The sequence below is a fragment of the Listeria aquatica genome, from assembly GCF_014223975.1.
GTDB classification, from domain to species: domain Bacteria; phylum Bacillota; class Bacilli; order Lactobacillales; family Listeriaceae; genus Listeria; species Listeria aquatica.
Window position 1 is genome coordinate 21413 of sequence record NZ_JAARRM010000004.1, and the last position, 19687, is coordinate 41099.

Below are 19687 nucleotides of genomic sequence, written 5' to 3' on the forward strand. Positions count from 1 at the left end.
TGGGAAGTTTTCCCACATCTGTTTTTTCAAATACCTTCTTCATTTGATGACATCTTCTTAAGTGGTGCTTCAGCATGTTCCCATTTTTTGTGTTTCATTTTATGATTCACAAAATAGAGAAGCGCGCAGACGAGTGGAATAATGCTTGCGATGAGATAAAGCCCTCTAAAGGAAGTTGCGTTTTTAAGAATGCCCATGATATACGGCCCAACGCCAAGTCCTAAATCCAAACCGATAAAGTAAGTAGAAAGCGCAACGCCAATCCGGTGTGTGTTCACAAGTTTCAAGCAAACCGCCTGCCCATTTGACATAAAAGTTCCATAACCGAGCCCGACAAAGGCACCGGAGATAAGAAGCGTTAAATTGTTAGAGGTTATACCTAGTAGAAGTAAGCCCAGCGCAAGGAAAATATAACTTGGATACATCACATAGGGCTCCCCTTTTGCATCAAAGATTCGCCCTGCAGCAGGACGTGTGAATGTAATGACAAGCGCATAGACGACGAAGAAAAAAGAACCCGCAGAAACGAGATCGATGACTTTTACGTAAGAAGATAAAAATGAAAGGACACTCGAGTAAGAAAGCCCCATCAAAAAAGCGATGAAAGTAATAAATAAGGCTTTCTTTTCAATGAAACTGTTGAAATTCCAAGATTTGATCGCTGCTTTATGTTCCGCTGATAGTTGAATATTTTTTACTGGAAACAGGAAGCAAGCAATCGCAACCGCTAAAATCAAGCTAATGGATAGCCAGATGATAAATTCAAAATTTGTAGCACTTAAAAGTAACATGCCAAGAAATGGTCCAGCAGCAGCAGCGAGACTCGTGCTTAAGCCGTAATAGTTAATGCCTTCCCCGTTTTTAGCTTGTGGAATGTATGCTGTTACGATCGTGTTTGTAGCAGTGGAGATGGCGCCATAACCGAATCCGTTTAAGAAACGGATGATATATAAAACGCCAAGGCTAGGGATGAAAAGGTAACAGATGGTCGTGACAAGATAAAACAAGGAGCTTATGCGCAGTACAAATTTTCTGCCGAGGAGCTCGATTTGTTTTCCCATTAATAAACGTGCCAAAAGAGTCCCGATAATGTAAATCCCAGAAGCGAATCCTGCTTCGCTCATGCTGGCTCCCAAATCATCTTGTGCAATTACGGCAATAATGACCATCAGTAAGTAGTAAACAAGATAGACGACGAAATTAAGTATCGTCACGCCAATAAAATATTTATTAAATAGCTTTTCTGGCATAAGAATCCCGTTCCCCAATCTTTTGTAGCGCTTTGATTTTTTCAATTCTTGCAGCGATTTCATTGTAGTTTGATGGATAACGATCAACGAGCTGCTCCACAAATAAATCTCTTGTCGTCATGAAGAGTCTCAGGAATTCTCTAGATTCAGGTGATTCCCGAATCGTAAGCTCTCGCATCAGTTCCATAGCGCTTTGATACGCATCATTTAAGAAAATCAGTGCTGCTTTTGAATCGAATCTGTTACTATAAGCTGTGTCGAGACGTTCAACAATCGTGCTCATCCAAATGTTCATTGGTATTCCTCTTTTCTTTTGTAATATGTTTCTCAGTATAAGGCGAAAAAGACTTGTCGAAAAGCACACTTCATGTGTAAAATTATAAGTAACAGATTTTAGTAACAAATGTTAATGTCTTGGGAACGGATTTTTTATATGCTTTTTGTAGCGGATCAAAAAGGCGGGGAAGAAAAGTTGGATAATCGTGTGTTAAGAAACTATGTGGAAGAGAATGATTTTCCGGTCATTAAAAAGGGGTATCATAAATATTTAACTTACGAAGGACTTGAAGATTGTTATACGTACATTTTAAAAGAGGGGATCGTGAAAGCAAGCGTCATCTCAAACGATGGTCGGGAGTTTAACTTGCGCTACATTCAAGAATCAGAAATCGTTTCGATTTTAAAAGATGAGTATTCGCAGTTCATTGATGCCCCTTATAACATCCGAATTGAATCAGATTCAGCAGAATTTTACCGAATCAATCGCGTACAATTTTGGAAGGACATTAATGATAGTCCTGAACTGCAACATTATGTGAAAGAATTTTACCGGCACCGGTTACTCTATATGATGAAAAAAATGCAACAGATGCTGATGAATGGGAAAATTGGAGCGGTTTGTTCACAAATTTATGAGCTGTATGACTTTTTCGGCGTGGAGACAGAGGATGGAATCGTGATTGACTTTCCAGTAACCAATGAAGAAATCGCGAAGTTTTGTGGGATCTCTTCAGCGAGTAGTGTAAGTCGCATTTTACGGCAGCTTAAGCAAGAAAATGTGATTAAGGTTACGAAAAATCAACTCGTCATTACTAATTTAAGTTTGCTAGAAGAACATATTATTTTTTAACAAGGCTAATCAAAAAAGCTTCTCCATTTTTAAAATGGAGAAGCTTTTTTAGTTTATAAATGTGCCCATTTAAGTTGTTTTTCGCTCTACCAAGTGAAACTTGAGCGGGATGAGTTTTTGGTTTGCTTGCTTTAGTGTATTGTGGATAATCGTAAAGGCGTTTAGAGCCTGCTTATCCACCGGGTAATGAATCGTCGTCATATCAAATAAATGCGCCACTTCCATGTCGTCAAAGCCACATACGGCGAAATCTGCAGGAACCCGCAGTTCTTGCCTACGTGCCTCAGACACAATTCCCGCGGCTAAATAGTCATTTGGCGTAAAGAAAGCATCTGGTTTGTTCGTTGTCTTTTTGAAAAAATGGACGATCTCTTCTCCTTGCGCACGCGTCCCCATCCCGTAAAAGTGCTTCACATCATGCGGATTAAGATTGTGGCGCTTACAAAAATCTGCATAGGCTTGCATCCGACTTTGCGTATTTAATCCGCTTGTAAAACCATAAATATTGCAAATCCGGCGGTAGCCACGCTTGTAAAGATGTTCAAGACCAAGCGTATAGCCTTCATATTGATCCATGAAAACCGAGGCGATTTTTTTATGTTCGACGCGTTGCCAAGTCACGATCGGACCGTATTTGGTATAAGGCTCGATCACATCCCATTCATTTTGACGGATGACAAGAACAAGCGCATCAATTTGTTTACGGCGCAACATTTCAAGCGCTTCTAATTCCTTGTCGCGTTTCCCATTTGTCATAAAAAGTGTCACGTTATATCCATGTTCTTGTGCGGCATTTGTAAAATTTTGCATGAAAATTCCAGGAGAATCACGAAACATTGGCGCTACAAGTCCAATCAATTTAGTGGCTCCTTTTTTGAGCGAAACCGCATTAAGATTTGGAACATAATCGAGTTCGTCAATCACAGTTTGAACGCGCTTTCTTGTTTCCTCGCTCACGTAATCGCGCTTGTTGATCACTCGGGAAACCGTTGCCGAAGATACTCCTGCGCGTTTTGCAATTTCTTGAATATTTGCCAATCCGAACACCTCGCTCTATTATCCAATTTTAGTATAGCATAAAACGAGAAATAAAAAATTTTCAAAAAGGGGGTTGACCTGTAATGCATTACATAAACTATCATCGAATTGTAAGAAGAAAACGCTTAAATTTGGGAGGTTTCAAAACTATGAAAGACGGAGTTAAGATCGTAACAATTGGTGGAGGCTCAAGTTATACACCAGAATTGATTGAAGGTTTTATCAAACGCTACAGTGAACTTCCAGTAAAAGAACTATGGCTCGTGGATATCGAAGCAGGACGTGAAAAACTTGAAATTGTCGGCAGTATGGCAAAACGCATGGTAAAAGCAGCAGGAATTGACTGCGAAATCCATTTAACACTCGACCGTCGTGAAGCTTTACGAGATGCTGATTTCGTGACAACACAATTTCGGGTGGGGTTGCTTGACGCGCGGATTAAAGACGAAAGAATCCCGCTCTCGCACGGAATGATTGGGCAAGAAACGAATGGTGCCGGAGGAATGTTTAAAGCATTCCGGACGATTCCTGTCATTTTGGATATCGTAAGTGATATGCGCGAACTTTGTCCAAATGCATGGTTGATCAATTTCACAAATCCTGCAGGGATGGTAACAGAAGCCGTACTTCGCTATGGCAACTGGGAAAAAGTAATTGGACTTTGTAACGTTCCTATTGGAGCTGTAAAAAGTGCATCTGCCGTTTTAGGTAAACCAGAAGAAGACTTGTTCTTCAAATTTGCGGGCATTAATCATCTGCACTGGCATCGTATTTTTGATAAAGACGGCACAGAATTGACCGAAAAAGTGATTGATGGGCTTTACGCGCCGGGAGCAAATCCAGAAAAAGTTGTTGAAAACATCAAAGACATGCGCTTCCTTTATGAACAAGTGAAACATTTGAAGATGCTTCCTTGCCCGTATCACCGTTATTATTACATGACAGATAACATGCTAAAAGACGAAATGAAAGCCTTCCAAGAAGAAGGCACTCGCGGGGAAGTCGTAAAACGCCTTGAAGAAAGCTTGTTTGAACTCTATAAAGATCCAAACTTGGATTATAAACCAGAAGAGCTTTCGAAGCGTGGTGGGGCACATTATAGCGATGCCGCTTGTGAAATCATCAATTCGATTTACAATGATAAAGGAACGAAAATGGTGGTCTCCACACGGAACAATGGGGCGATTGATGATGTCCCTTACGAAAGTGCCGTTGAAATCACAAGTATCATTGGGGCACACGGAGCAGAACCCATCAATTTCGGGAAATTTGCTCCTGCAGAACGGGGCTTACTACAAGTGATGAAAGCGATGGAAGAATTAACGATCGAAGCCGCTGTTACGGGTGACTATGCAACAGCTCTGCAAGCCTTCACTTTAAACCCGCTTGTGCCAAGTGGAGATATCGCAAAAGAAGTACTGGATGAGCTACTTGAAGCCCATAAAGAGCACTTGCCTCAATTTTTCGTGAAACAACAAGCTTAAGTTTTAAAAAGACTCGCTTCTGCGAGTCTTTTTTTACTTTTAGGACTATGGGAAACGTTTTAAATCGTGTATGATAGAACTAATGAAAAAACACTTGGAGGCAGCCAACTATGGAAAACGAACCCTTTAAACTTCAAACAGAACCTCAACCGAAAGCCTGGTTAGGCATTATTTTTTTGGTCTTATATTTTGTTCTCGAATTTATTGGTGAAATTCTTGCTATGATTCCACCCATCATTCAAGGTCTAAATGCTGATAAATCGCTTGATAGCATCATTAACGGACTCCAAATGAACTGGTACATGAATCTCACGCAAGCATTTGCCTTGATCATTCTTCTTTTCTTGCTACAAATCTCGAACATGAAACTTTTTTCCTTTCGAGCTTTTTCAAAAAAAACGTGGCTGAGTTTTATTGTCATCAGCCTCGGAACCCTTGTCATTTCAAACCTACTTGAAATCCTGATCACTTACTTAAATCCAAGCTTCAATACCGCAAACCAAGCTGGCATTGAAGATATGGTCAGCTCGGCATCGCCACTTGTCGTGTTCGTTGCCGTTGTCATTCTAGCACCAATCGCAGAAGAAGTCGTTTTCAGAGGTTTGATCATGAAGATCATTTTCAGGAAGTATCCAAAAATAGGCTTCGCAGTGAGTGCCTTACTGTTCACCTTTGCCCATATCCCGACAGATATCCTAAGTTTCCTTCTTTACTTCGTGATGGCAGTTGGGTTGTGTCTTGTCTATTACAAAACAAAGCGCATCGAAGCGAGTATCTTGCTTCACTTCATCAATAATTTAATCGGCTACTTCTTCATTATCTAAATAAAAAAGCCTTTCGAACGCACCCGTTCGAAAGGCTTTTTTCCTATCCGATTATTTATCGATAACTTGGATATCTTCCTTGTTGCCATATTTTGTCCACCAAGGAACAGCACCTTCATCAAGCAATTTGTTAAGCGACGTAATATTTTCTTTCCCTTGCGTACGAAGCCATTTGCGAAGCGCATCGTCGCCTTCTTTACCATAAACTTCAATACCGTCTTTCCAGGTTGCACGGCCACACAATACACCGCTATATTGCACATTGTGTTCATTAGCAAAAGCGATCGTTTTGTGGAACATTTCCGCCGTAACTCCAGCACTCAAATAAATGAATGGAAGCGGACAAAGATCCGAACACTCTTCAAAATGGCGAGCTGCTTCCGCTTGCGAATAAGCGGATTCATCTTTTGCAAAACCTTCCACATAATTAAAGTTAACAGGAACCTCAAGTTTTAATACATCAACGCCGTAACGAGGCTTCGAAAATTCCTTGATCGCCTTTTTCACTTTAGCTGGCTTAAGCTTTGCGTATTCAAGCGAGCCTGAGTCAGTCACATTTGCATCATATGTAATTGGCTCAAGGAAAAATGGGATATCGACGGCGCGGCATTCCGCTCCGATTCGTTCCAAGAAAGCATATTTAATTTCATTAATTTCATCCGACTCATCCGGATCATAATAAACCAAAATTTTAACAGCATCTCCGCCATTTTCTTTGATCCGAAGTACCGATAAGTCTTCAATTAAGTCAGGCAATTTACCAGGAATCGTAGTATCGTATCCTGTTTTTTCATAAGAAGTCAAAAGTCCGCAACCTTCATGGCGTGCTTTAATAGCAGGTGTACCATATTCATCATCTAACAAAATAGCAGAAGCATAAGGAGTAAGTTCTTCTGAAACTAATTGTTTGAAGTCTTCCACATCTTTTTTGTCTTCTGTACCTTTGGCAGCTTGAATCATTTTTTTGAGCGAACCACGCTGATCAATCGCGAGTGCGGCAATGACACCTTTATCATTTGCAAGACGATTCAAACTATCAAATTTGCCTCTTGTCATTGTAACCATTATTTATCGATCTCCTTTTTCTGCATATTTCATACGTCATTCTTTACCCTGTAGCAGTTTCTTTAAACCCTTTTGTTAAAAATTGCTTTTTAAGGAATTTTCAACTACTATTCAAATAGGAGTTATCGAGCTTTTGGGAAAAACACGGAGGGGCATAAGTTCTTTTTCCGATAGATTACCTGCTAAGGAGTGTTCACTTTGGAGCGAAATCGGAAAAATCAAAGACGACGAGAAAAAAAGAAACTGAGAAGAAAAATTTTTTTATTCGTGCTCACCCTTGTGGTTTTTTTAGCTGTTCTTTTTTTAGTCGTACAGCTTTTAACGCCAAAAAGTGCCGATAAGGCGGCGCAAGAAGAAAAATCGATTCGGAAAGCGAAATCCCCTGTTTCTAAGCAAAAAGAAAAGAAAAAGACAGAAGTAGAAACGAAAGAAGTTGTGCAAAATAAGGCACTGGACCAGTATCTTACGCAACTGCACTTTAGTGGTACGGCCGTTGTCGTTCGAAATGGAAAGATGGTTTTAAACAAAGGATATGGGTACAGGAACATGGAACAGCAGAAAAAAAACACGCCGGATACGGAGTTTTATATTGGTTCTTCGCAAAAAGCCTTAACAGCAACAGCGATTTTACAGCTCGTTGAAAAAGGGAAACTTTCGCTTACAGATCCGGTTTCTCAGTACCTAAGTGGTTTCCCGAGTGGAATTACCATTAAAAACTTGTTAAACCACACAAGCGGGTTGAAAGGTCACCTTGAAACAAATTCAAAAATCACACCAAAAGAGCTTGTCCAAGATATTGAAGAGCGAGGAGTCAAACGAGCTCCTGGGAAATGGGATTATCGTGATTCCAACTACACAGTTCTTGCTTATTTGGTTGAAAAACTGAGTGGACAGTCACTAGCGAGCTATTATAAACAGCACATTTTTAAACCGGCAGGAATGACACAAGTTGGCTTTTATGAAGATTTTAAACAACAAAAAAATGCATCAATAGGCTATTATCTGAAAAAAGATGGAAGTTACAGCATTCCTAGTATGCCTGATTTATCGCAACTTTTTGGTGTGGGAAATGTCTATATGTCGGCAGGAGATATGTACCGATTTGACGAGGCACTCATGAGTGGAAAACTATTGTCGCCTGAAAGTTTAGCGGAAATGTTTACAAAAGGAAGCAGTTCAGGCTATGGCATGGGTTTTTATGCAGACCCTGGAAGCTACAATAATCATGGCGTATTAAATGGCTGGAACGTGTCAAATAGCATTAGCAAATCCGGTAAAACCTTCGTTATTTTATTTTCAAACATACAAAATAATATTACTTCATTTGGAAAAGTGAATAACAAGATTTATCAAATTTTGAATCGAACAAATTAAAAAAACCCCGTATCTGCATGTTAAGCAGATACGGGGTTTTCTATGTTCTTTATTTTTCTTCTTGTAAGTTTTCAGCTTCAACAACACGGAAACCTTTGCGATCTAAGTGCCGAACAATTTCATTTTTCTTCTCTTCCGTAACAGAAAGTGGAAGAGACACAAGAATTCGGCGGATAAAATCTGAACTTTGATCATCGAGTGTAATGACACTTGCGATCGAGGTGTATTTATCAATGATTTTCGTGATTTTAGTTAAGGCTCCAGGGACTTCTCCAGTTGCAATAGTTAAGACATAACTGGTTGTTTGAACATTCCAAGCTTCCTCTAAAAGTCCAAGTAACTCTCCGTGCGTTAGAATCCCGTAAAAATCGCCATTCTCATTTAATACTGCGATGTAAGGCAGTTCTTTAATTGTAAAGAACACTTTGAAGAATGAGGAGTTGACGCTGATGTGTTTCGTTGCATTCTTGAGCAGGGAAGTTACAGGTTGATCTAAGCTGCCCCCGTTTGCCACGTGGCGATAGATGTGCATCTTGTATATATTTCCCAAAAATTTGTCGCCAGATTGATCAAGAATAGGAACACAGCGATAACCAGACTCTTCAAGCAAATCAATCGCTTCTTTTAATGTTGCTGTTTCTGGAACCGTTGTTAATTTGGTTTTTGGTATGCAAAGATTTTTAATCAACATATCAGTCACTCCTTCTCAATTTAACCTACCTCTTTCATTTTATCTCAAATGGTACAGTTAGTACAGTAAATTTTTACTAGTGCCTTATTGACAATGAGATTCATTATCAATTAGAATAGAAGAGGAAAATGAAATGAAAGAAAAAGTGGCTTGAAAAGGAGAGGTGAAATGAAACGACTGGTGCTTTTTATCATATTTTTATTCCTTGCCGTCGCCTCTCTTTTTATAGGTGTAGAGAAACTTCCGATACATATAAACACGTGGAGTAGCCACGAGCTCGATATTTTTCTATTCAGCCGTTTTCCAAGACTTATCAGCATTATCATTGCCGGTGCTGGAATTAGTATCTGCGGTATGATTATGCAAAGCTTGACGCAAAACAAATTTGTTTCACCAACGACCGCTGGCACTATGGATGCCGCAAGACTTGGCGTGCTCGTCTCTTTGCTCTTTTTTACTGGTTCCTCTCTTTTTGTCAAAATGAGTGTCGCCTTTTTATTTGCACTGGCAGGGAGCTTCGTCTTTATGAAGATCCTCGATTCGATTTCAATTCGCGATACCATTTTAATTCCGCTCGTTGGGCTGATGTTCGGGAACATTCTTAGCTCCATTGCTACGTTTTTTGCTGTGAAATTTGATCTCGTTCAGAATATTTCTTCATGGCTTGCAGGAGACTTCTCGATGATTATGAAGGGACGCTATGAAATTCTTTACTTGTCCATTCCACTGTTTATCCTTGCGTACATATATGCGAATAAATTCACAGTGAGTGGAATGGGAGAAACTTTCGCCAGCAATTTAGGACTCTCTTATCGTGCTGTTATGCGGATTGGACTTGTGATTGTCTCTTTTATCACAGCGACTGTCGTTTTAACCGTGGGGATGATTCCTTTTCTTGGATTGATCGTTCCAAACATCATCTCGATTTTAAAAGGTGACCATTTGCAAAAAAACTTGATGGATACAGCACTATTTGGCGCTTCCTTTTTACTCGTTTGCGACATGATTGGGCGCGTGATTTTATATCCATATGAAGTGTCGATCAGCTTAGTTGTGGGGATTATCGGTAGCGTCATCTTCCTAATTTTACTCTTTAGGAGGAAAAGCTATGCGTAAAAAAATGACCCTTCTAATCGTCCTCGTCTTGATTTTTTCGGCTGGGTATTTATTTTTATTTATTGGCGGGAACTTAGAGTTTGCCTTGAAGCTTCGCGGGACAAAGTGGCTTGCGATACTCTTAACGGGGACTTCGATTGCGATTTCGACCGTGATCTTCCAAACTATCACGGGAAACCGAATTTTGACACCTAGTATTATGGGGCTTGATTCTTTATATATGTTATTCCAAACGGCGCTCCTCTTTTTAGTTGGACAAAGTAACCTGATTCACCTCGGAAGCGAAATCAATTTCGTGTTTTCTTGCGGGCTGATGGTTGTGTTTTCAATTTGTTTTTACTATCTATTATTCAAGCGCAAAGGAACAAGCATTTATTTGCTGCTCCTTGTTGGCATCATATGCGGGACTTTTTTCAGTAGCTTTTCTTCCTTTATGGAAATGCTAATTGACCCAAATGAGTTCCAAATCGTGCAGGATAAAAGTTTTGCGGGCTTCGGGAATGTCAACTCGGATGTGCTACTTTTAAGTGTGATCCTCACCGGGCTAGTTCTTCTTTACTTGGGGAAAATCAGCAAGTATCTAGATGTGCTCGTACTTGGCCGAGAAGAAGCCATGAACCTTGGAGTAGCCTATGAAAAAGTGGTGAAGCGCCTATTGATTGTGGTAGCCATCCTAACGAGTATTGCCACCGCGCTTGTCGGGCCGATCACATTTCTTGGCTTGATTGTTTCGAATATCGCTTACCAGCTTTTTCCAACCCACAAGCACCGAATTTTGATCCCAGCAGCTGCGCTGATTTCAGTATTAACGCTAACTTTTGGGCAAGTCATCGCTGAACGGATTTTCCATTTCAACACGCCAATTAGTGTGATTATCAATTTAGCAGGCGGAATTTATTTTCTATATTTACTCTTGAAAGGAAGGAAACTGGTATGAAAATTGAGCATGTCACAAAAACCTATCGAGATAAAACCGTTTTGAACGATGTTTCCTTTGAAGTAAAGCCTCAGTCGATCACCTCGCTTATCGGAGCAAATGGGGCAGGGAAAAGTACGCTCCTTTCGATTATGAGCAGGCTGACTAAGCCAGATTCCGGTCATATTATGCTTTCGGGGCAAGAACTTTCTGACTGGAACAATCAAGAACTGGCTAAGCGGATTTCAATTTTGAAACAATCGAACCATTTGACGGCGCGTTTAACCGTGCGGGATTTAGTAAGTTTTGGGCGCTTTCCTTATTCTTCCGGTCGTTTAACGAAAGCAGACATTCAAAAAGTGGACGAAGCGATCCGCTATATGGAAATGGAAGCTAAACAGCATCAATTCCTTGATGAACTGAGCGGTGGCCAGAAACAACGTGCCTTTATTGCAATGGTGATTGCGCAAGATACCGACTATGTTTTGCTTGATGAGCCACTAAATAATTTGGATATGAAACATGCCGTTTCCATGATGCAAATTTTTAGACGTCTTGTGGATGAACTGGGAAAAACGGTGGTTCTCGTCTTGCATGACATTAACTTTGCTTCTTGCTATTCTGATTGGATTGTGGCGCTAAAAGATGGCGAAAAAATTGCAGAAGGTGAAACTGCGAAAATGATGGATGAAGCCGTTTTGCGGGAAATTTTTGAAATGAACATTCCGATCACAGAGGTTGGCGGAAATAAATTTGGACTATATTTTAACGTGAAAGACAAGATTGACCAAAAATAGGAGGTTTATTATGAAAAAATTAGCAACGCTCTTTTTTATTAGTTTATTGGCAGTTGTACTTACAGCTTGTGGAGGCGGGAAAGCAAGTTCAGATGGGGACAAAGCGAAAGCAGATTCGAAAGAAATTACGATTAAGCATGAATTAGGTAAAACAAAACTTACGCAAGACCCGTCGAAAGTAACCGTTTTTGATTTTGGATCTCTAGACACGATGGAAAAATTAGGATTAAGCAATAAAGTTGCGGCGACTCCAAAACAAAGTCTACCTTCTTATCTAAAAGCGTTTGATACAGATAAAGTCAAAGATGCAGGTGGATTAAAGGAGCCAGATTTTGAAGCGATTAATGAAACAGGAAGTGATTTAAATATTATTTCTGGGCGGCAAAGCGATACTTATGACAAATTTAGTGAAATTGCGCCTACCATTTATTTGGGTCTGGATACTTCCAATTACATAGCGTCTTTCCATGCGAACGTTGAAAAAATCGGGAAAATCTTTGGGAAAGAAAAACAAGCCCAAAAAGAATTGGATAAAATTGACACACAAATTGAGAAAGTAAAAGCTTCGGCACCGAAAGGGAAAAAAGGCTTGATTATTCTTGCAAATGATGGAAAAATCAGTGCTTATGGACCGGGGTCGCGTTTTGGATTGATTCACGATGTTTTGGGCGTAGAACCAGTGGATACGTCGATCAAGGCTTCAACACATGGGCAAAGTATTTCGATGGAATATATTTCCGATAAAAATCCAGATTATATTTATGTGATTGATCGTGGAGCTGCCGTTGGTGGAGAATCTTCTGCTAAGAAAACAGTAGAAAACGATTTAGTAAAAACAACGAATGCCTATAAAAATGGTAAAATCATTTATTTGAATCCGGAATATTGGTATCTATCTGGAGGCGGCCTTGAGTCAGTCAAAGAAATGGTTAAAGAAGTTGGGGATAGTTTTTAATTGAAAAAGAAGCTGCTAGAGATTTAAAATCCTAGCAGCTTCTTTTTTAGCATAAAAAAAGCCTTTCTCAAAGTGGAAAGACATTGCGGATTTTATGTTTTCATGGTATACTAAAAAACATTGTCAGATTGAAGTTTTTTGAAAATACACCTAATACAATTAAATTATACACTAAAATCAATGAGTTGTCAATACCTTTAGGAGGTTTTTTTATGAGCGAAGAAAAACAAGAACAAAAGCGGATTGACTATACAATCGAACAAATTAAAACACAAGAAAAACAAATCAAGGATTCGCTTGTTTCCGTTAAACAAGAAGCGAGTGACATTCGTTCAAATTTTTGGGATGACGTTCGGGTTAACTTGCTTGAACCGGATGACGTTTCAGAAACAAATATTAGTATTCGTCAACAAGAACATTTTTTGCGTGAACGAGAACGAAACTATGAACATGCTGAGAAGCAATTGAAAGTCTTCGATAAGATGAAAAACGCTCCTTATTTTGCTCGGATTGATATTGCCGATGAAGAAACCCCACGTGAAGAAATTTATATCGGAATTGGTTCAGCGCTTGATGAAAAGGATCAGTTTCTTGTTTATGATTGGCGCGCTCCGATTTCAAGCGTTTATTATGATGGGGAAATCGGCCAAGCAAGTTATGATACGCCGCAAGGTAAGCTTACGGTGGATGTGCTTTTGAAGCGCCAGTTTTCGATTAAAAAAGGGAAACTCCAATCTATGTTTGATACAAGTGCTGCGATTGGTGATGAAATGCTTCAGGAAGTTCTTGGTGCTGAATCCAATCTACAAATGAAAAATATTGTGGCGACCATTCAGCGCGAGCAAAATCGGATTATTCGGGATACGAAAAGTAATCTTTTATTTGTCCAAGGTGCAGCTGGAAGCGGTAAAACCTCAGCAGTCTTGCAGCGAATCGCTTATTTACTGTACCGCTTCCGTGAAGGTCTAGATGAAAAACAAATGATTATTTTTTCACCTAACCGTTTATTTAATCACTATATTGGCAATGTTCTCCCTGAACTTGGCGAAAAAAATATGCTGCAAACCACTTTTCAAGATTTTACGGCCGCTCGTCTCGGCAAACTTGAAATGGAAAGCTTATTTGAGCAGTTTGAGGATAAGGCGAATGAATTGCGCAAGAATATTCTCGGGCTGAAAGAAAGCACACAGCTTTTTGCTGCTATTTCTCGTTATCAAAAGCTTTTACAAAAAGATGGTTTGCGCTTCAAAGATATTCGCTTTCGCGGGAAAACCGTGATTTCGAAGAACAAAGTAAAGGAAATCTTTTATCAAACTCGTTCTGATTATTCCCTCCCGGCGCGACTTGAACTCACGCGAAAAGCCTTGCGAGAGGAACTATTTGTTTTTGCGAATGAAGAAGCCAAAAAAGACTGGGTAAAGGATGAAATTGAGCTTTTAAGTGAAGAAACGTATCAAAATTTGGTCCCGCTTGAACTGGAATTTGATAGCTTTGATGCTGAGCAAGATTATCTGGCGCGGAAAATTGTTCGCCTTAAAATGAAGAAAGTGCATCAAGCAATCAAAAAAAATCGGTTTTTCCATATTCGCCAGCAGTTTGTTCACTTTATGCAAGCTGTTCCTAAGCTCTTAAGCTTAGAGAAATTCGGCATCCAAGAAAGCGAGTGGCAAACTGAAATCAAACGACTTGTCGCAAGCTTAAATGATAACAAACTTGCACAAGAAGACGTGGTATTCTATCTTGACTTACGCGACCGAGTTGTTGGAAAAGAAGCCAATCGAGCGATGAAATTTTTGTTTATTGATGAAATCCAGGATTACTCACCAGCACAAATTTATTACCTCAAAACCTTGTTCCCAAGCAGTCGCTTTACACTGCTTGGTGATCTCAACCAAGCGATCTTTAAAACACAAGAAAAAGAACGAACGCTACTTGAAGAGATTAAAGACTTGTTTAATCCTGAAAAAACTGAAGTCATTCGACTAAATAAAAGCTACCGTTCAACTGAGCAAATCACGAATTTCACAAAAGGCATTATCCAAGCAAAGGAAGAAATCATTCCGTTTGCACGCGAAGGAGAACTGCCAGAACTCATTGAAACCGAAAACTTTGTAGAGATGATGGAGAATGTTTACGAGCAAGCAAACAAGTTAGCCAAAAAATCAAACATGGTGGCGATCATTGGGAAAAACCAGGAAATTTGCGAAGCTGCCTATCTGTCTCTTTACAAGAAAATGAAAGTTCGGCTCGTCCATTTTGAACACCAAAAATTGCAAGAAGGTGTGATGATTATCCCATCTTACTTAGCCAAGGGACTCGAATTTGATAGCGTTATTGTGCTAGATGCTTCAAAAGAGGCTTACGCGCTTGAAGAAGAGCGAACCCTGCTTTATACTATTTGTTCGCGTGCGATGCATGACTTAGTTGTCACTTCAAATGGAAGCAAATCGCCTTTGTTCTCTGAAATTCCAGAAGAGCTCTACCGGCTAGAAAATAAACGCCATTCTTCCAGGCTTCCTCGCTAAAAACATCCACCCAACTTGGTAAAAGAGAGTTGGGTGGATGTTTTAATATAATTTGTCACAATTTATACAAAAACGACCGCTGAATTTATCATGAGTAATAGAAGAGTAGCTTCCGTTTCGGTTATGATAAGTCTGTAGAGAAAAGGAAAGCGAGGTTAACAAGATGAGCGAACACAGTAGTTTTAGTTTGTTGAGAACAGAGCCAGGATATGAAACAGAGCTAAAAATGGGAGACAAAATATTGTTTGAACGGGAACATATTGAGTACGTTGGAAGAGTGATTGGTTTTTATACCAACTCCGTCTTGGTTGAAGTTGATGCGGAACCTATCAAATTTGGTGAAAGTCGAAGAACCGTCGTTAATCTTGCTAAACTGACTCTATTTAAAAAAGTGCAGACGGCATAAACAACTGGTGATATTTTGATACCCCAAATTCAAACTGTCGCCAAACCCTCCTAAGAAAGAAGACTCAGCACACACTGAGTCTTTTTTCGTTTGCCAAAAGCTTCCAAAAGGTTGCGTTTACAAAGGCCGATTGATATGATGAAAGAGAGAAGGGAGCGATTTTTTTGACCGGAAAACTTTATCTACATCTAACGCGGCATGGCGAAACCATGTTCAATAAAATGGAGCGAATTCAAGGCTGGTCTGATACGCCACTAACCGTTCCAGGAAAAGAAGTAGCCAAGAGCCTTGGGCGAGGACTCGATTTGAAATTTGATGCCGTCTATACAAGTGATTTAAGACGGACCGTTGAAACAGTGCGACTCGTTTTACAAGAAAGCAAACAAACGCATCTCAAAGAAACGATGTTAAAAGATTTGCGTGAATTGTGCTTTGGCGAATTTGAAGGTTTGCCGAGTGCGGATATGTTTGAAACTGTTTTAACACACTTAGGCTATGAATCAGGCGAAGCAGGCATGGCTCAAACAAGCTTTGCAGAAATCGTGTCGGGTGTTTGTGAGCTTGACACAACAAATACCGCAGAACCGTGGGAAGTGATGGAGACGCGTGTCAAAAGAGCGCTTGAGACAATTATCCAACGTGAAGCGAGCGAAGCGGAGAAGCATATCTTAGTCGTCGCACACGGACTTACAATCAATACCGCCATTTCGTTGATTGCTCCAGAAAAAGTAGATCCTTTACTGGAAAACGCAAGTATAACGACACTGCTTTATGAAGCTGACTCACTGACCGTTCAAACAGTCGGAGATACCAGTTACATATTAGCTGGACAAAAATAAAAAAACGCTCGGGTCACACGTGACCCGAGCGTTTTTTCTAATTCTTTATGGCGGCTAAGCCTGCATAAATTTGACGCAGACAGGCTCAGGAACATGGATATCTTTTTGAAGCAGAGTTAACCGTCCCGAAGTTTTATCCACTTTAAACACAGTAACATTTTGAGTGTTTTCATTGGCTGCAAGCAGGATTTCACCGCTTGGATCAAGGTCGAAATCACGAGGGCCAGCTCCTTCAACAGAAACTGTTTCAAGGAGTGTTAGCATACCGCTACTTGCATCAATTTCAAATGAAACAATTGCATCCTGACCACGGTTAGAAACATAAAGAAAACGACCATCATTCGAGATGTGAATTGCACTCCCTTTATTTTCAGCCGAAAAATCTGCCGGAAGTGACGGAATGGATTGAATAATTGAAAGTTCTCCTGTTTTTTCATCATAGTTAGCAACGAACACATCCGAAGTTAGCTCTGTCATAATATAAACCCACTTGGCATTAGGATGGAAAACCAGATTGCGAGGACCGCTTCCCGGTGTGACAACAAGATCCGCTACTTGTTCTAAACGACCATCTTTTGCGCTATACGTTGTCACATGATCTGTTCCTAGGTCACAAGTCACAACAAATTTTTGATCTGGAGTGAAACCAGCAAAGTGGGCATGTGGTTTTTCTTGGCGCTCATGTACACCCTTTCCAGTATGCTGAATTTCAGAAAGGGGACTAAGTAACTTCCCGTTTTCAGTTGGATAACTAAGTATCGTTCCGAGATGATAATTCGCAGAAACAACGACAGTATTATCATCTGATCCATCTACATAGCACGGAGGATTCCCCACTTTAACTTCTGTATTAAGCAAAGAAAGCGAACCATCTTGATTTATTGCGAAAGCCGCAAGCCCTCCTTTATCTCCATCTTTAGCAACGGAATAAAGATATTTTTCATCTCCCGAAATCTTCAAATAAGTCGGATTATCCATTTTTCCAGCCAACTTATTTTCCAGAATTTCTCCCGTTTTGGTGTCTACGACTAAACGGTAAATTCCTTCTGATTCTGCTTTGGTGTAAGTTCCAATGTAAGCAGTTGCAGTTTGATTTGTCATCGCTTTCATTCCTCCTAGTTTTTAAAAATTCTCGCTTATTTATTATAGCATAGTTAAGAAATAGGATAGACTAATTTGCTATATTTATCCGAAAAACAAGCGAGCAAGTTTGATGTAGTAGTGACTTGTTCACTAAAAACATAGAAAAAATCAACATCTAGTTAGCAGATGTTGATTTTTCGGTTAAATAAGACCCTGCGCAAGCATGGTATCCGCTACTTTAAGAAAACCAGCAATATTGGCTCCAACGACAAGGTTGCCTTCATGACCGTATTCTTTTGCAAGCAAGCTTGAGTTTTTATAAATATTTTTCATGATATCTTGCAAATGTTCATCCACTTCTGCGAAACTCCAATTCATTCGGCTGCTGTTTTGCGCCATTTCGAGTGCGGATACACCCACTCCGCCAGCATTCGCTGCTTTTGCCGGACCAAATAAAACCTTATTTTCTAAGAAAACATCAATTGCTGCAAGTTCAGAAGGCATGTTGGCACCTTCAGCAACTGCCATGACACCATTTGCGACTAGCTCTTTTGCTTGAGCTTCGCTAATTTCATTTTGAGTGGCACAAGGAAGCGCAATATCGCATGGTAAAGACCAGATATCGCCATCAGGGTGGAAATCAGCAGTTGGATGAACCGCTAAGTATTCATGAATTCGTTTACGTTCAACTTCTTTTATTTGTTTCACGGTCTGCAAATCAATTCCTTCTGAATCGTAAATGTAACCACTTGAATCACTACATGCGATAACTTTTGCGCCAAACTCCATTGCTTTTTCCATCGCATAGATAGCTACGTTTCCAGAACCAGAAATAACGACTCGCTTTCCTTTGAAACTTTCATTTTTAGCGGCGAGCATTTCCTGAGTGAAATAAACTACGCCATATCCAGTTGCTTCCGTACGAGCTAGGCTTCCGCCATAAGTAAGTCCCTTTCCTGTAAGCGTTCCTGCATCGAAAGCACCGCGCATTCGTTTATATTGTCCGAATAAAAAGCCAATTTCGCGAGCACCAACTCCGATATCTCCAGCAGGGACATCAGTATTCGGGCCGATATGCTTGGAAAGCTCAGTCATAAAGCTTTGACAAAAACGCATAATTTCACCATCAGACTTTTCTTTTGGATCAAAATCTGATCCACCTTTTCCGCCGCCGATGGGTAAACCCGTTAGTGAATTTTTAAAGATTTGTTCGAAACCGAGGAACTTAATAATACTACTGTTTACAGATGGATGGAATCTTAAACCACCCTTGTAAGGGCCAATTGCGCTATTAAACTGGACTCGGAAGCCACGGTTTACTTGAACATGCCCCAAGTCATCCATCCAAGGAACACGAAAAGTAATCAACCGTTCTGGCTCAACTAACCTTTCTAAGATCCCGTTTTCTTCATAAGCAGGTTCTTTTTGAAGCGCTGGAACGATTGAATCTAAAAATTCTTTTACAGCTTGATGAAATTCTGGCTCGCCTGAGTTACGCGCTTGAACTTTTTCGTAAATCCGAGCGACATAATCTTCTGCTGAGGTTGTTTTGACAGTTGAAGTAGAGAAACGAGGTTGATTCATAAATGATCGGCTCCTTTAAATTGAACTTCTTAAATAAGCTATAATCCAGCTTGTTTATGAAACTTTCTTATAAATCCAGTTTACCGTTTGAAAAAAAATCGTGCAAGTTTGACGGAGGAAGAAATAAGAAAAAATCCTACACGGGGGGACGTGTAGGATAAAGGGAGTTATTGGAGTTGTGTTTTTCGAAGACAAGATTAAGGGATAATTTGGGAAACTTAACGAGTTTAATGATTTACTTAAGAGTCATCTTGCCTAAGATAAACACAAAACAGTTCTTTTGGGTAAAGTAACTTTCTCCGATAAATTTAGTATAGCCCAGTTATATCAGATAATCCTGTTTCTTTTCTTACAATTTAAATAGCTAACATTACATTTTTGTCACCATTTCACAGAAAAGACACTTTTTCAAACAGAATAAACAATAAAAAAGCCAAAGCTGGTTTTCAGCTTTGGCTTTTTTCAGGTCTAAGCAGTATTCTTTCTGCTCATGGAAAATCGGGGTCTATATAGGTGCGGAAAGGCTAGTCATTGTTGAGGGATTGCAACACCTATATAGATTACTCTAATCATAACACTCGAGAGATAAAAAGAAATACTTTATCACGATT

18 protein-coding genes are annotated in these 19687 nt (G+C 39.9%); 11 read left to right on the forward strand and 7 right to left on the reverse strand.

The annotated features are described in order from the left end of the window. Window positions 1-26 precede the first annotated feature (26 nt). Both HB912_RS09830 and HB912_RS09835 read right to left on the reverse strand, forming a co-directional pair. Complete coding sequence (locus HB912_RS09830) at window positions 27-1250, reverse strand: MFS transporter (RefSeq protein WP_185374210.1); 1224 nt, start codon at window positions 1248-1250, stop codon at window positions 27-29. Continuing rightward, window positions 1231-1545, reverse strand: a complete 315-nt coding sequence (locus HB912_RS09835) for a hypothetical protein (RefSeq protein WP_036070691.1) — start codon at window positions 1543-1545, stop codon at window positions 1231-1233. The genes HB912_RS09830 and HB912_RS09835 overlap by 20 nt, the downstream gene beginning before the upstream one ends. Window positions 1546-1722: 177 nt before the next feature. Here HB912_RS09835 and HB912_RS09840 point away from each other — a divergent pair, with 177 nt between their 5' ends. Further along, window positions 1723-2379: a Crp/Fnr family transcriptional regulator gene (locus HB912_RS09840; RefSeq protein WP_036071016.1), complete on the forward strand. Its 657-nt coding sequence runs from the start codon at window positions 1723-1725 to the stop codon at window positions 2377-2379. A 69-nt stretch (window positions 2380-2448) separates the two neighbouring features. Here the strand turns inward: HB912_RS09840 and HB912_RS09845 are convergent, their stop codons facing one another. Next, window positions 2449-3417, reverse strand: coding sequence for a LacI family DNA-binding transcriptional regulator (locus HB912_RS09845; protein ID WP_185374214.1), 969 nt, complete (start codon window positions 3415-3417; stop codon window positions 2449-2451). A gap of 149 nt (window positions 3418-3566) precedes the next feature. Between HB912_RS09845 and HB912_RS09850 the strand changes: the two genes are divergently transcribed. Together HB912_RS09850 and HB912_RS09855 are read left to right on the forward strand one after the other, a co-directional pair. Next, on the forward strand, window positions 3567-4901 hold the full coding sequence (locus HB912_RS09850) for a 6-phospho-beta-glucosidase (RefSeq protein ID WP_036070685.1): 1335 nt from the start codon (window positions 3567-3569) through the stop codon (window positions 4899-4901). Between the two features lie 110 nt (window positions 4902-5011). Beyond that, entirely contained in the window at window positions 5012-5725 is a 714-nt protein-coding gene (locus HB912_RS09855; protein ID WP_185374216.1) for a CPBP family intramembrane glutamic endopeptidase, read from the forward strand. A 51-nt stretch (window positions 5726-5776) separates the two neighbouring features. Here the strand turns inward: HB912_RS09855 and HB912_RS09860 are convergent, their stop codons facing one another. Continuing rightward, the gene (locus tag HB912_RS09860) at window positions 5777-6790 is read right to left on the reverse strand and encodes a tagatose 1,6-diphosphate aldolase (RefSeq protein ID WP_185374218.1); all 1014 of its coding nucleotides are present in this window, start codon (window positions 6788-6790) and stop codon (window positions 5777-5779) included. A 189-nt stretch (window positions 6791-6979) separates the two neighbouring features. Between HB912_RS09860 and HB912_RS09865 the strand changes: the two genes are divergently transcribed. After that, entirely contained in the window at window positions 6980-8164 is a 1185-nt protein-coding gene (locus tag HB912_RS09865) for a serine hydrolase (RefSeq protein WP_185374220.1), read from the forward strand. Between the two features lie 49 nt (window positions 8165-8213). On the opposite strand, the gene cbpA is transcribed toward HB912_RS09865, so the two are convergent. Beyond that, complete coding sequence (cbpA, locus tag HB912_RS09870; RefSeq protein WP_036070681.1) at window positions 8214-8855, reverse strand: cyclic di-AMP binding protein CbpA; 642 nt, start codon at window positions 8853-8855, stop codon at window positions 8214-8216. Between the two features lie 168 nt (window positions 8856-9023). On the opposite strand from cbpA, the gene HB912_RS09875 reads away from it, so the two are divergent. From HB912_RS09875 to HB912_RS09905, 7 genes are all read left to right on the forward strand, one after another. Beyond that, a complete protein-coding gene (locus HB912_RS09875; RefSeq protein WP_185374222.1) occupies window positions 9024-9971 on the forward strand; it encodes an ABC transporter permease in 948 nt (315 codons plus the stop codon). Beyond that, window positions 9964-10908, forward strand: coding sequence for an iron chelate uptake ABC transporter family permease subunit (locus tag HB912_RS09880; RefSeq protein WP_185374224.1), 945 nt, complete (start codon window positions 9964-9966; stop codon window positions 10906-10908). Before HB912_RS09875 ends, HB912_RS09880 begins: the two co-directional genes overlap by 8 nt. Continuing rightward, the gene (locus HB912_RS09885) at window positions 10905-11684 is read left to right on the forward strand and encodes an iron ABC transporter ATP-binding protein (RefSeq protein WP_185374226.1); all 780 of its coding nucleotides are present in this window, start codon (window positions 10905-10907) and stop codon (window positions 11682-11684) included. Before HB912_RS09880 ends, HB912_RS09885 begins: the two co-directional genes overlap by 4 nt. Window positions 11685-11694: 10 nt before the next feature. Next, window positions 11695-12639 (forward strand): siderophore ABC transporter substrate-binding protein, encoded by a 945-nt coding sequence (locus tag HB912_RS09890; protein ID WP_185374228.1) that lies wholly within the window; start codon window positions 11695-11697, stop codon window positions 12637-12639. 212 nt (window positions 12640-12851) lie between these two features. After that, complete coding sequence (gene helD / locus HB912_RS09895) at window positions 12852-15164, forward strand: RNA polymerase recycling motor HelD (RefSeq protein WP_185374230.1); 2313 nt, start codon at window positions 12852-12854, stop codon at window positions 15162-15164. 163 nt (window positions 15165-15327) lie between these two features. Next, window positions 15328-15570: a hypothetical protein gene (locus HB912_RS09900; RefSeq protein WP_185374232.1), complete on the forward strand. Its 243-nt coding sequence runs from the start codon at window positions 15328-15330 to the stop codon at window positions 15568-15570. Between the two features lie 164 nt (window positions 15571-15734). Then, complete coding sequence (locus HB912_RS09905; protein WP_036070668.1) at window positions 15735-16409, forward strand: histidine phosphatase family protein; 675 nt, start codon at window positions 15735-15737, stop codon at window positions 16407-16409. A gap of 54 nt (window positions 16410-16463) precedes the next feature. Here the strand turns inward: HB912_RS09905 and HB912_RS09910 are convergent, their stop codons facing one another. Together HB912_RS09910 and gdhA are read right to left on the reverse strand one after the other, a co-directional pair. After that, a complete protein-coding gene (locus HB912_RS09910) occupies window positions 16464-17510 on the reverse strand; it encodes a lactonase family protein (protein ID WP_185374234.1) in 1047 nt (348 codons plus the stop codon). A gap of 183 nt (window positions 17511-17693) precedes the next feature. After that, window positions 17694-19076 carry an NADP-specific glutamate dehydrogenase gene (gdhA, locus tag HB912_RS09915; RefSeq protein WP_185374236.1) on the reverse strand — a complete coding sequence of 461 codons (1383 nt, stop codon included), beginning with the start codon at window positions 19074-19076 and terminating at the stop codon, window positions 17694-17696. Between the last annotated feature and the right edge of the window lie 611 nt (window positions 19077-19687).